Source organism: Candidatus Krumholzibacteriia bacterium (assembly GCA_035268685.1).
Classification (GTDB): domain Bacteria; phylum Krumholzibacteriota; class Krumholzibacteriia; order JAJRXK01; family JAJRXK01; genus JAJRXK01.
This window is the reverse complement of sequence record DATFKK010000012.1, coordinates 1-14,388: the sequence shown is the minus strand read 5'-3', so window position 1 is coordinate 14,388 and position 14,388 is coordinate 1. Positions and strand designations below refer to the sequence as shown.

At 66.2% G+C, this 14,388-nt stretch carries 6 protein-coding genes; all 6 read right to left on the bottom strand.

What is annotated here, in order from left to right:
- Nucleotides 1-11 precede the first annotated feature (11 nt).
- Nucleotides 12-2,675, bottom strand: a complete 2,664-nt coding sequence (gene ppdK / locus VKA86_01015; GenBank protein ID HKK69766.1) for a pyruvate, phosphate dikinase — start codon at nucleotides 2,673-2,675, stop codon at nucleotides 12-14.
- Nucleotides 2,676-2,831: 156 nt separating this feature from the next.
- Entirely contained in the window at nucleotides 2,832-5,207 is a 2,376-nt protein-coding gene (locus tag VKA86_01010) for a hypothetical protein (GenBank protein ID HKK69765.1), read from the bottom strand.
- Nucleotides 5,208-5,406: 199 nt separating this feature from the next.
- Nucleotides 5,407-7,857: a hypothetical protein gene (locus tag VKA86_01005; protein ID HKK69764.1), complete on the bottom strand. Its 2,451-nt coding sequence runs from the start codon at nucleotides 7,855-7,857 to the stop codon at nucleotides 5,407-5,409.
- Between the two features lie 73 nt (nucleotides 7,858-7,930).
- Nucleotides 7,931-10,207 (bottom strand): hypothetical protein, encoded by a 2,277-nt coding sequence (locus VKA86_01000; GenBank protein HKK69763.1) that lies wholly within the window; start codon nucleotides 10,205-10,207, stop codon nucleotides 7,931-7,933.
- Between the two features lie 312 nt (nucleotides 10,208-10,519).
- Nucleotides 10,520-13,840: a FlgD immunoglobulin-like domain containing protein gene (locus VKA86_00995; GenBank protein ID HKK69762.1), complete on the bottom strand. Its 3,321-nt coding sequence runs from the start codon at nucleotides 13,838-13,840 to the stop codon at nucleotides 10,520-10,522.
- Between the two features lie 353 nt (nucleotides 13,841-14,193).
- A partial coding sequence (locus VKA86_00990) for a hypothetical protein (GenBank protein HKK69761.1) occupies nucleotides 14,194-14,388 on the bottom strand: 195 nt, incomplete at its 5' end.

Sequence of the window (14,388 nt, the reverse complement as noted above, 5' to 3'; positions counted from 1 at the left end):
TGCCGTTCGGGTCAGGCCGCCGCCGCTTCGTCCAGGGCCGCTCGCGCTGCCGCGAGGACGGCCACCGGCACGCGGTACGGCGAGCAGCTCACGTAGTCGAGTCCCGCGCGGTGGAAGAAGGCCACCGAGTCGGGATCGCCGCCGTGCTCACCGCACACCCCCAGGTGCAGGTGCTCCTTCTCGGCGCGACCCAGCTCGACCGCCATCTCCACCAGCTTGCCGATCCCACCCTGGTCCAGGCTCTGGAACGGGTCGCTGGGCAGGATCTCGTGCTCGACGTAGTGCGGCAGGAAGGTGCCGGCGTCGTCGCGACTGAATCCGAAGCCCATCTGCGTGAGATCGTTGGTGCCGAAGCTGAAGAAGTCGGCCTCCTTGGCGATCTCGTCGGCGGTCACGCAGGCGCGCGGGATCTCGATCATGGTGCCGATCAGCACCTCGAGTTCGTCGCCCACACCCTCGTGCTGCTTCACCGTGTGCACCCGTTCCCGCGCGACCTCGCGCATGCGGCTCAGCTCCGCTTCGATTCCGACCAGCGGGATCATGATCTCCGGCATCGGATTCTTTCCCGCTTTCTTGAGCTTGCATGCGGCCCGCATGATCGCCTCGCACTGCATCGCGTAGATCTCGGGGTAGGTGATCCCGAGCCGGCAGCCGCGATGGCCGAGCATGGGATTGAACTCCTCGAGCGAATCCACGATCTGGTGCATGCGGTCGGGGCTGACGTCCATCTCCTTGGCCAGACGGCTGATCTCTGCCTCGTCCTGCGGCAGGAACTCGTGCAGGGGCGGATCGAGCAGGCGGATGGTCACCGGCAAGCCGTCCATGGCGTCGAGGATGCCCTCGAAGTCGCTGGTCTGGAAGGGCAGCAGCTTGGCGATGGCCTTCTCGCGCTGCTCCTTGGTGGTCGACACGATCATCTCGCGCACCGCCGCGATGCGCTCCTCGCCGAAGAACATGTGTTCGGTGCGGCACAGACCGATGCCTTCGGCCCCGAACTCGCGCGCCAGGCGGCTGTCGTCGGGGGTGTCGGCGTTGGTGCGCACGCGCAGGCGGCGACGCTCGTTCGCCCAGCCCATCAGACGGCGGAAGTTGTCGTCGAGCTGCGGCGGCAGGGTGGGCACCTGACCGGCCACGACCTCACCGGTGGTCCCGTTGAGGGTCAGCATGTCGCCGCGGGTGAAGGTCTTGCCGCCCAGTTGCATGGTCCCCTTGGCCTCGTCGAGCACGATCGAACCCAGGCCGGCGACACAGCACTTGCCCATGCCACGCGCGACCACGGCCGCGTGCGAGGTCATGCCACCGCGCTGGGTCAGGATGCCCGCCGACGCCGCCATGCCGGCGATGTCCTCGGGACTGGTCTCCTTGCGCACGAGCAGGGGCTTGGCCCCGGCCTCGGCGCGCTCCACTGCTTCCTCCGCGGTGAAGACGATCTCGCCGGACACCGCGCCGGGGCTGGCGGGCAGCCCCTTGCCCAGCACGTCGAACTTCGCCGAGGGATCGATCATCGGGTGGAGGAGCTGGTCGAGCTGCTCGGGAAGGACGCGCATCACGGCCTCTGCCTCGTCGATCATCTTCTCTTCGACCATCTCGACGGCGATCCGTACGGCGGCGGCCCCGGTGCGCTTGCCCGACCGCACCTGCAGCATCCAGAGCTTGTCGTTCTGGATCGTGAACTCGATGTCGAGCATGTCGCGGTAGTGGTCCTCGAGCTTCTCGACGATCCCCACCAGTTCGCGGTAGGCCTCGGGCATGTACTCCTCGAGCGATCCCTCTTCCTCGTTGCGCTTGCGCAGGTGCTTGGGAGTACGCACACCGGCGACCACGTCCTCGCCCTGGGCGTTGACGAGGTACTCACCGTAGAAGGCGTTCTCGCCCGTGCTCGGATCACGCGTGAAGGCCACACCGGTGGCGCAGTCGTCGCCCATGTTGCCGAAGACCATCGACTGCACGTTGACGGCGGTCCCCCACTCGTGGGCATAGCCGTGCATGTTCCGGTAGTGGATCGCGCGCGCGTTGTTCCAGCTGCGGAAGACGGCCATGACGCTGTCACGCAGCTGCTCCCACGGATCCTGGGGGAAGTCGGCGCCGTAATCGTCACGGGTGATCTTCTTGAAGGTCTCGATCAGTCCCTCGAGGTCGTCGGCCGTGAGATCGGTGTCCAGCTCGACTCCCCGCTCTTCCTTCAGTGCGTCGAGCGCGTGCTCGAACTTCGCCCCGTCCACTCCCAGCACGACGTTCCCGAACATCTGGATGAACCGGCGGTAGCTGTCGTAGGCGAAGCGGCGGTTGCCGGTCTCCTTCGCGAGTCCCTCGACCGTCTCGTCGTTCAGGCCCAGGTTGAGCACGGTGTCCATCATCCCGGGCATGCTCACGCGCGCACCGGAGCGCACCGAGAACAGCAGCGGCTTGCCGGAGTCGCCGAAGCGACGACCGAGCATGTCCTCGACCCGCTTCACCGCCTGGCGCTGGCTCTCCTCCAGTCCGCTGGGCAGCGACTGGCCACCCTCTTCGTAGTAGGCCGTACAGACCTCGGTGCTGATCGTGTACCCGGGGGGCACGGGCAGTCCCAGATTGGTCATCTCGGCCAGGTTGGCCCCCTTGCCACCCAGCAGATTGCGCATCTGGGCGTTTCCCTCTGCCTTGCCGTCACCGAAGAAATAGACCTGCTGACTCACGACGCTCGTCCCCGGATTCTGGTGTGGATGGGATCGGGGCCGGACGGCCCCTGTGTCCTGTGACGGCGGCAGGGTAGGGCCCCGGCGGCCGAGGGGCAAGCGCGAAGGGCGCCTCCGACCGGAGACGCCCTCTGCAGAGCGGAGCGCGGGGCCGCCTCAGCGGATCAAGGTCAACCGGCTGACTTCTTCGCCACCCTCGTCGTCGGTCACGCGGTAGATGTAGACCCCACTCGCGACGTCCTCACCCTCTGCGTTCTTGGTGTCCCACTCGATGATCCCGGTCTCACGGCCGTCGAAGACCACGTTGTCGACCCGCCGCACGAAGTCCCCGGCGATGGTGTAGATCTCCACCGCAGCCGTCTCGGTCACGTTGAAGAAGCGGATGAACCGACCGTCACCGACGTCCCAGCCGGCACGGCGGACGAAGGGATTGGGAACGGCGTAGACGTCGGACAGGTCGGTGGCGGGCTCGATGTTCACCTGGAAGAACACGCGGTTGAAGTTCTGGCCGTCGCGCAGCTCCCGGAAGGCGGGAGGCGCTTGTTCGCTCGACTCGAGCGCCGAGCGCGGGCTGAAGAACATGTCACGCCGCGAGCCCTCGGGGGTGACGTCGCCGGTGAAACCGTAGTCGAAGGTCGACACCGCGTAGTCGTACGAGAACCCCGCGGCGACGTCGCGGTCGAAGAACTCCCATTCGCCGGTCACCGGGTCCGGCGGCAAGACGAAGCAGTTGGCCCGCTTGTCGGCGAAACACCCTGGCTCGAACTCGATCGCCGTCACGTCGCAGGGGTCGTCGCTGCACGACTCCGGATTGGTCAGGTCGTAGAGACCGATCAGCTCCCAGACCGGCTCTCCGGTGGCCGGATCGTTCCGACGGGACCGCCAGACGGCATAGCCCTGGTACGACTGGCCGAACACCCGGAAGACCTCTCCCGCCTCGACCTCGCCGGCCCCTTCGAAGACCATCTCGAGGCCGACCTGCACGGGGATCTCACCCGTCGGGGTGCTGAGCTCGATCGCCCGATCGAGATCGATCGGTTCGCCCACGCGGTACGACCCCGCGCCAGTGGTGGCCACCAGCACGGTTCCGTCCGGCATCGGAAGGACGTTCGACACGCGGGGATTCAGCAGCGGCGCCTCTGCCTCGTAGGTGACCTGCTGCCAATCGGTGGCCCCGGTGCTCGACGCCCGCAACTGCCACAGCCCGCGGTCCCGGATCGACGCGACCACCGTCTGGGCCTCGTTCGCACGATCCGGGTGGGGGAACAGCGTCGTCGCACGGATCGGCGAGTCGATCGGACCGGGCCAGTTCCCGGCGTTCTCCTGCCAGCTCCGGCCTCCGTCGAACGAACTGAAGGCGAGGATGACCGGATCCGGCTCGTCCCCCTGGTCCCCACCGGTCGCCGGGGGGATGTCACTGATCGCCACGAGCGCGTCCTGCGGGTCGGGCCCGCCATCGGGGTTGGGAAACACCACGACCTCGTCGATCGACCGTCGGCGTCCCAGGGGGCGCAAGGGGTCCTCGTTGAAGCAGAGCACCAGGCCCGAGAGGCGAAGGTCCCAGTCGTCGAACCCGCCCTGGACGTCGGTCTCGGCGACTCCCCAGTCCCTGAGGGCCAGGTAGATGCGGCCCGGATCGACGAGGCTCACCGCGATGTCGTTCACCACCGAGGATTCGTCCCCGTTGATGAGGGTCGTGCAATCGATCACGTTCGACTCGTTCACCGTGCGGACGCTCGGCAGCAGAAGCCCGAGGGCCGGCTGGAACGTGGCTCCGTCGTCCACGCTGTAACTGAGCCCCGAGCCCGTCACGTGGGCGAAGATGACGTCGTCGACCTCGGTGCCGCCGGGCGGGATGCACCGCACCTTCTCGAACAGGTTGTAGGTCACCCCCGGGTCGGGATCGACCGCGGTCTCCACCTGCCACGTGCTGCCCCCGTCGTCCGACCGGAGCAGCCCTTCGCTGGCCGTGAGGATCCACAGCCGGTCGGGATCGTTCGACGAGACCACGACTTCGCGGACCCGCGATCCGAAGGGCGGGCGGCCGTCGATCGGTGTGCTCCATGTCCGGCCGCCGTCGTCGCTGCGCAGCAGCCCCACGCGATCGACGCCGACGTAGACCACGGAGCCGTCGGTGGAGCCGCCGAAGGCACGGATCTCGGTGGTCGGCAGATGCGTCGGAATCCCGTCGTTCGCCTGGGGCGCCCTGCGGGCACCCGGCGACCAACGGAAGATCCCGCCCCGTGAGCTCAGGTTGAGGGCCACGCTGACGTTCGTGGCCGTAGGATTCGCGTGCGCGTTCACCACCTGCACCCGGACGGCGTCGACGTCCTTCGCCCCCACCCGTCCGTCGTCCTGGAACGTGAACACCAGGCTACGATCGAAGACGTCCCGGTAGTTCCCCCTGACCGAGGTCTGCAAGCGCGACTGCAGATCGGGCTCGATGTCGAGGAGCGTGCAATTGATCTCCTCGGGCGCCACGGCGGGCCAGGTCAATCGGTTGCCCAGGACCGTACGGGTCTCGAAGTCCACCGCCAGAGACACCGGGGACAGGAGCGGAATCTGCTCGTCCGGAGCGCACGAGGGCTGCGCCCCCGCCACCCCCGCGGCCGCCACGATCGCGAGCCCCACGACGGCGCCCGCGAGCCGCGGAGCCGTCCCGCGCCCATCAACGTTGACACACGAACCCATCACTCGTCGCTCCTCGGCGTCCCGGCGATCCGGAACCGCCCTACTCGTCGTTCAGACCCCAGCGGGTCAGGAGAATCCATTCGATCGCGGAACGGAACTCCGCGGACTCGAAGGTCAAGGGGTTGAAGCCCCAGATGTAGTCCTCGGTCAGCAGGGTGCCTCCCTGCTTCGTCTCTTCTTCCACGTACTGGGTGCTCGCGATGGCGACCGGGGCCCCCGTCACGGTCGAGGTCGACCGCCTGTCGACGGTGACGGCCGGGCAGTCCTCGACCAGGTTGTTGGAACCGGGAGGGAACTCCGTGGTGCCGACCAGGCGCTCCTGGGTCTCGATGTGGTAGCGCTCGGGCAGGTCCTCGGGCTCCATGATCTCCTCGTTGTCGACGTCCATCCGGGCCACCGCCAGGAACATCGGCGTCTGGCAATCACGCACGGTGATCAGCTGCGGCCGGTTGGCCGCGTTGACGTTGTAGAACTCCTCCGAGCCCAGCTTCGCCTCCGATTGAAGCGTGTTCAGCTCGTCGGACAGCTCGCCGGGGTTCACCCCCGCCTTCAGTCGGATCTCGGTCGGCTGCAGGCTGGTGACCTCCTGCTCGGTCGGCCGGAACCTCGACACGAAGTCCGCCGAAAGCCGGGCGTACGTATAGCTGTCGCACCGCAGGAGACGACGCCGGCTGCTGGTCTCGCCGAAGATCGAACCCTGGGTGGGCCGCACCTGGTCGACGGTGTCGAGACACCAGGACGTGTACGGATAGCGCAGGGTGCCGACGTTCACCGTGCGACCCTGCGCATCCTCCGTGGTACCCAGGCCCGCGGTCGGGCGCTCCGAGGTGTTCAGGATCAGGGGCCGCGTGTAGGTCGAGAAGGTCTGGTTGTTCGTCTGGATCGACTGCGTCGCCGACGCCGGGCCCACCAGCATGACGTTGCCCACGAACTTCTGGTAGATCTCGAGCCAGTTGAACCGCTGACCATCGGGGCTGGGCGGTGCGAAACGGGTGGTCATGAACGAGGCCTGACCGCTGCGCAGCAGCCAGATCACGGCCCGATAGTCGTTGATCAGCGAGAAGGTCAATCGATTCGAGTCGAACTGCGTGTCGATGACGTCGCTGGCCGACGCGAAGCCCTGCACCCCGAGCAGGGCACGGCGCCACTGCTCGTCCCAGAGCCGATCGGTCCGGATCGTCTCTTCCGTCGGCAGCTGACCCACGATCGTGTCGTCGTCGACGATCAGCAACGGCCGCTGGTCCTTGCGCGCCTTGATCTGGATGACCTGGAACTGATAGGTCACGCGCGAGATCGAGCCGGAGTTGTCACGCACCTGCACGACGAAGTTCGGCGAGCCCTGGGAGTACCCCGTGGGGCGCCTGGCACTCCTCCAGGCCGGCCCCCACGGCACGGCCCAGTTCGGATCTTCCTCGTCGTTGGGATCGACCACCTCGAACCCGTACCGGAATTCCTCGACCACCCCGCCGTAGGCGCTCGCGTCGGCACTCCACGCGAATTCCAACGGCTGACCCGCCACGATGTCGAATCGCTGCAGGGCCGCAGTTCCCGCCGACGTGATCGTACCCAGGTTGCTCTCGGTCACGGTCAGCAGGGGGAACTTGTTCCGCGTGGTCTTCACGTGGCGCACGTTCACGCCCCACTCGAAGGTGGGCGTGACCGCACCAGCGACGTCGCGGGCCTGGACGGCGAAGAGGAAGGATGTCCCCACCGGCTGTTCGAGGATCGGGAAGCGCTTCACGCGCCCACTGTCCTCACCGGCGTCGTAGGGAATCCACTCGCTCCACGCGGTCTCGGGCGCGCTGGCGACCGGATTGTTCTCGTTGAACCGGGTGTCGGTCAGGCACGCGACGTCCGGCCCGCCGACCTCCAGCAGCAGGTACCGGACGTCCGCGACGCCTCCCTGCTGGTTGTCGGGATCCTCGGCCTCCCAGCCGAACGAGAGCGCGAGCGGACCCTCCACGCAGGTCGGCGTCGAAGGGACGATCGGCTCGTTGATGTCCACCCGCGGGGCCAGGGTCGTCGCGGTGAAGCTCACGTTGGCCGGGCTCGGATCACGCTGTCCGCGATCGTCGATCGCCCGGATGAGGAAGGTGTGCGTCTGCCAGAAACGGATGTCCTTCGGGTCGTCCAGCTGCGGGTTCTCGACGTCCGGGTCGAACTCCGGGATGTCCGCCGCCACGATGAAGGTCGAATCGGAGACCTCGGTGTAGTTCCACTCCCCGGTGGTGTCCGCCGGCGCCAGGATGTTGTCGGGGCCGTTGTCGGTGATGATCCACTCGTATCCGACCACCGAACCGTCGGGGTCGCTGCCCGACCAGAACAAGTCGATGCTGAAAGACGCGGCCCCGAGATTGGGCGGAGTCGCCTCGACCTGCGTGTCGGGGGGCGAGTTCGGAACGCGCTCGCCGATCAGGGCGTCGTCGGAACAACCGGTCACCAGGAATACGAGTCCCAGCGCGATCAGTAGGAATCCGGAGGGCTTGCTCATGATGCTCCTCTCGTCACCGAGTCGTTCTCGGGGGGCACGCGCGGGGGCCGCCGGTCGAACCGTGCACATGCACTCACCGCCTCGCTCCGGCCCCGTCGCCGAGCGCCTGCTCGTCGGGCCAGAAACGATCGGGAGTGCCGTCGCCGTCGGTGTCGATCCCGGCGTAGATGAAGAAATCGACGTCGAACACACCGGACTTCGCGCCGAAGGGCGAAATGTCCTCCGATACGGTCACCGGATTCCCGTCGGCATCGCGGTTCAGGTACAGGGGCATGTTGGCTTCGGTTCCGGTCACGCGTCCGCGGAAGCGGAGCTTCATCTCGCCCATCTGCTTCAGGATCAGACACCCGACGCCGCGGGAGGTCGCGTTCTCGTCGTTGCCCGAACTGCCGACCCCCTGGTCGAAGTCGCCGGGGCGCGAGAAGAGGTTGAAGGGGACCCAGAAGTCGAGGGTCTGATTCGGATCGTCGTCGATCACCGGCGCGGAGAAGTCGAGGAAATTGGGCGAGGATCCGTCGACGAAGAAGGTCAGATCCCGGCTCTCGAGCGCATCCTCGATCTGGTTCTCCGGATCGTTCTCCGAATTGATGGAGTAGCTCCAGGCACGAACGGTGCCCCGCGGATCGCGATCGTCGTTCGCGGCGGCCAGGACCGGGAAGTACTCGTAGGTGAAGCCGATGAAGACCTCGTAGTTCCGGCCCGCGGTGTCCGACGGAGCCGGCTCGAAGAGCAGGCGCCCGCCGCACTCGATCCCCGGCACCTTGAGGAACACGCCGTTGCGGAACCGCGACGCCGCCCAGGTCGAACCCTCGAGCACGGCACCCGCGGTCCCGGCCACCACCCGATTCTCGCCCGTCGCTTCGTTCGGAATGGTCTGCTCGGGCACGATCTGCGGCGGGAACCCGACGTCGAACCGGAATTCCGACGGTTCGTTGTCACGACGCTCGAGTTCGTCCACGGTCCCCGCGATGTATGTGTACTCGTAGGGAGCGACCTCGAAACTCACCACGCCCGACGGATTCGGAATGCCGAACTGGGACGCGAACTCGATCGGCCTCTCGTCGACGTCGCTGAACTTCTTGACCGCGATGCGTTCCTGGAACTCGACCTCGAGGACCGGACTGTTCTCCGGATCGGTCGGATCGAACTCGAAGGGCTCGTCGCAACACAGGATGTCGTCGGGCACACCGTCGGGAAGGGTCTCGGGGAACCGATCGAAGCCCGTGCTGACGAACGTGACCTCGGACCGGTACGGAATGCGATCGCCGTCCTCGAAGGTCCCAGAGGCCGTCACCGTCCCGGACTGGTCCCGGACCACGAAGTTGGCCACGGGATCGAGGACGGTCTGCGGGGGGTAGTTCACGGAGAAGCGGAGCTGGCCGTCCTCGGTACGGTTCTGCACCAGGGCCCGATCGATGGTCTCGACCGACAACACGTAGGACCCCGACCGGAACCGGAAGGTCGACACGTCGCAACCGATCGCACTCCTGGGATTGCAGGTCTCGTCCTCGGTGTCCTGCGCGATCGCGTTCGCGTAGAAGAAGCTCTGCGTGTCACCGAAGAGCTTGTTGTTCAACGAATCGACGTCGGGAATGAAGGGCAGGGACGCTCCCTGCTGGGCCTTGTACCGGTAACCGAGGATCGGATCGGGGAACTCGGGGGCAACGTTCGGGCTGCTCGCCTCCCACTCGATCCGGAAAGGCTTCTGGAACCCCACGAACGGTTGGGTCGTCTGCTCCGGGGACTCGGCGTCGGGGCCGCGGCGGGGCTCACCCACCCAGCGCAGCTCGCCGCCCTCGCCGGTCTGGGGATCCACGTTCATGTACACGCGGAACTTGATGCGCGGTGTGCCGTTGGCGTTGTTGAAGAATCGCAGACGCGCGGGCGTGGGATCGATCGCCCCACGATCGTCGACCGACACGATGTGGAAGGTGATCTCCTTCTGGATCCCCGATTCCCGGTCGACCGTGAAGACGAAGACCGAGTCCGTCCGGGTGGTCCACCCCACGAAGCCTTCGTTCTCGGTGACGGTCGTGATGTCGTCGGCGGGGTTGAAGCGCTCGTTCTCCTCGTCGGTCGTCGGGTCCTCGGGGTCGCGCACCGAGGTGTCCATGATCGCGTAGATGAACTGCACCACGTCCCCGTCACGGTCGGTTCCGTACCAGTACAGATGCCGCCGGAATCCCGTTCCGGTGGTCTCGGCCGGAGCCCCGATCACGAAGGTGTCCGGAGGACGATTCACCACCACCGGCTCCGGGTCGAAGGCCCGGCAGCCGTAGAAGAGGGTCAACGACAGCATGAGGACGAGTGCGCCGGATGCGAAAGCCGACTCGTTGCGACGCTTCTTCACGTTCCAGATCCCCTCGGGCGACGGGCGTCACCTGCGCAGCGGGCGAGGACGACGGACGGATGGAGGCGCTTCCGGGGGCGAAGACCCGTCTCCGGAAACAAGACGCTGAAATATAGGGGCGCGCGAGAAGGCCTGTCAACCGCTCGGGACCGGCACAATCGTGAGCTCAAGTCCTTGAATCCCCGTGACTTGCCGTGTCCGGGGGCTCGGCCGGCGGGCCCGTGTGGCCACGGGGGCCAAAAAGACGATCGGCGGGGCCGAAGCCCCGCCGATCGCGTGGATCCGAGGATCCACGATCCAGCCGGATCGTGACTACTTCACGAGCACGGCCTTCTTGGTGTCGCTGAAGCCCTCGGTGATGGCCTTGACCAGGTACACACCGCTGGCGACGCTGGCGCCACGGTCGTCCCGACCATTCCACTCGAGGTTCAGATCAGCGGTCTGGGCAACGCCGTCGTGCAGCGTCTTGACCAGCTCACCCCGGACGTTGAACACCTTGACCTTGGCCTCCATGCCCGCCTTCGGCAGGGCGAAGCTGACCGTGGTCTTGGGGTTGAACGGGTTCGGAGCGACCGAGAGCTCGGCCTTGCGAGCACTCGGAGCGGCCGTCGCATCACCCGGGATGCCCGGGTTCTCACCCAGGTAGGCCAGGATCTCTTCGAGCAGCAGGGTGCGAGAGCTCACACCCGGCACCGCACGCGACACGTTGTCGAACAGGTACAGGAAGCCGAACGGGAAGGTGATGTCCACCTTGCGGTCGATGCCCGACACGCGGTCGAACACGACACCCGCGGCGATACCCGGGAACAACGTACCGGAGCCCGGATCCACGAAGCCATGCGACCTCGCGGAACCAGCACCGACCGGCGCGATGTTGTCGAAGGTGTTGATGCCGAAGCAGCCACCGAACGCGATGAACTCGGTGTTGAAGCCGGCCACGTCACCCGTCGGCTGGACGACCGGAGCGGTCTGACCACCGATGTCCGGACGGACGTCGGTACCGTTCACGGCGATACCCATGACGGTCTGCAGGTAGACGCCACCCTCGCTCGGGCTGTCGTTCAGCAGAGCCGAACCGATGAAGTCACCGAAGTACACCGTGTTCCGCTGACCGGTGAGGTTCTTCCAGCTGGTCATCACGAGAAGATCCGGGCTCTTGTCGTTCTGACCGGTGTTCGAACCGTCGCTGATCAGCTGGGTGTTCAGGTTACCCGACAGGTACACGATGGTGCTGTAACCCGCGAGCTGGTCGGCCGTGGCACCGTGGCCGCGACGATCACCCAGCGAGTTGTTGACACCAGCCGAACCGATACCGTTCGACACACCAGAGCTCGGGCCCTGGGTGGTGTAGCTGTCCCAGTCACGACCCTCGAGCAGACCGAGCTGGCTGAACGCACTCACGAAGTCGTTCTCACCACCACGGCGACCGAAGTCGTTGTAGACCAGGACGCTCGGCTGATCACCGGCAGGACTGGTGATCGACGGCAGAGCGCGGACCGTGTAGGTACGGCTGTAGTCGCTCTGACCGTTGGGGTCCCACTGACCGAAGCCGTCGATGTTGCCCGGCAGCGTGGTCACGCGGCCGTCACTGTCGGTGGCTTCGATGTAGTAGTGCAGGACGTCACCCGGGTACATGAAGTCCTCGTCGGGCAGGTCCACGAAGAAGGTCTCCTCGGAGACGGTCCCGGCCGAGCCGACGGCGCTGTCCGCAAGGGAGTCACCCGTCCAGACCTCGGACCCGTTGACGATGGTCCCGGTCACCACGTTCTCGTCCTTCGCACGCGCCGGAGCGGTACGAATGGCGTTCTCGAACGTGGGGTTCAGGCGCAGGGCCCACTTCATCCGCAGGTCCTGGATCGCCGTTCCGGCAATCACAGCACTGGCGTCGAAGATGACCGAGTCACCGGGAACGTTCAGGTCGCCCGAACTGATGTCACGCGCCATGTCGAAGGGCACGTCCAGCAGGTCACGGGAGGCCTGGTCGGCCGCGCTGATCTCACCGCTGACGGGGAAGCCGTCGTTGGCCAGATCGATGGCGCGGGTGGCGAAGCTGATGCCGCCGATGCGGTACTTGTAGAACCGCACGTCGTCGAAGAGCGGAGCCGGCGTGGCATCCGCGCCCGGGAAGGCGAAGTTCGTAGCCAGGTCGGTGCTACCGAGCGCCACCTGGACCTTCTCCGCACCCTGCGGAATCAGATCGGTCGTGTTGTTCGCCGTCGGGAGGTACTCACCCGTCGCGCTGAAGTACACGAAGTTGCGGTCGACCCATTCGCCCCAGATACCACCGACCTGGGAACGAACGTGCCAGACGTAGAAGATGCCGTTCGACAGCGGGTTGTGGCGCCACACCGTGAAGGAGTAGGCCGAACCCGAGACGTCGGCACCGTCATCGGCGGTGCCCGGAAGGTCCCAATCGAACTCGGGACTCCAGACCTCGTTGTTCATGTTGACTTCGCCGAGGGTCAGGCCGCCGTTGTAGTTGTACACGAAGCCGCCCGGGATCCCGTAGGCCCAGTTGTCCGAGGTGGTGCCGCCGGTGCTGGCGAGACCATTGACGCCCGGACCGTTGTCGGGCTCCTGGCCGAAGTCGATGAAGCCGACCATCGGGGTCAGGTTCTCGGCGCACGGATCGATGTCCGTGATACGAGCGAACACGGCAGCGAAGTTACCCGCGAAGGGCGACTTGTCCGGGTTCCACAGGTAGGGAGCGCCGCCCTCGAAGTCCTCGAACTCGGTGCCGAGGCTGCTGGTGACGGTGATGTCGTCGACCTGCATGGCGCCGTTGCCCACGAAGTCGCCGTCCTCGTCCGAGAACGCACCGTCCGACTCGAAGCGGATGCGGATCCGGATCTCGTCGCCGTTCGGGCCGGCGTAGTCGTTCCCCGCGTACACGATCGAACCGGTGGCCACGTTCGCGAACTGCACGCCCGGGCTCGGGAAGACGCCCGTCGTGGTGTCCTTGTTGGTACCGGACTGCTGGTAGATGCTCGTCCAGGTGCCCGCCGAGTCGTACTCGACGTTCACGAAGTCGAAGCCAGCCTCCGTGTCGTAGTTGAAGAAGAAGTCGAGGTTGACGGTCTGACCCACGGTCGGGTCGGCCAGAGGCGCCGACCTGTACAACAGGACGTCATTCCAGTTGTTGCCGTAGCCCGGAGGGTTGCTCCAGCCCACGGTCGCCGGAATGCCCGCCTCGAGACCCGACCACATGGCGTTGTTGCTCGCACCGTTGCCGTTCAGGTTCTCGGCGTTGAAGGTGCTCACCTGGAAGAAGTTCGGCGTATCGGTCAGATCGACGCCGGTCCAGTCGCCAGGATTCGGGCTCAGGCCGCGCGGGCTCACGCCCAGCGGGTCCTCGAACTTACCCTCGACGTACTCGTCACCGGAACCGGGGACGCCGTCGGGGTCGCGGACGAGATTCCGCTCACCGCCGTAGAGATCGAAGGTGTCAGGGCCAGCGGCCTCGCGTAGAAGGAGGCTCTGGCTGCTCGTGGCGCTGGTGAGGACCGTGCCCTCACCCTGCACCGCGAAGTGCAGCTCGCTGACATCCGTCGGGGTGCTCTCCGTGGCGGCCATTGCCGTGCCGGCGGCGGTGACCATCACGAGGCACAACGTCAGCGACAGAAATCGCTTCATGCTTTGTCCCCCCATCGTTGGGTAGATGGCGAAGGTGTGAAAGAGATTGCCGACCGAGCCCGGCGAGAGGCGAGATCGGCACATAGGGGTGGCAATCAGCACGTGATCCCCTTGCTCCCGGAGATGGGAGCTCGGACCGGGTGAAGCGGTCTCCTCGCAAGGATTCCACTTCGGTGTCGAGTAACGGCCTCTGAAAGAGGGAAGGGTCGTGTCCGGCGAAACACGGTCCCGGGTGCTGCTTGCCCTGAGTCGCACATGAAACCGTAGCGGACTCGTGACGGCGCTGTCAAGCAACGAGGACACCCCGCGTCCCCGATCCGAGACGCAGGGGACGAACGGAGCCATCGCGGGGATCAACGGGGAGCGATACGACTCAGGTCGGCGAAGCGAGTGAACAGATAGTGAATCTCCTCGAGGAAGCCCAGCCGGTTCGCCCGCAACCGAGGATCCTCGGCGTTCACCAGCACCTGGTCGAAGTAGCGGTCGATGGGGGGTCCGAGTTCGGCGAGCGTCGCGTAGAGGTCCGCATACTCCGCCCGGGAGCGGGC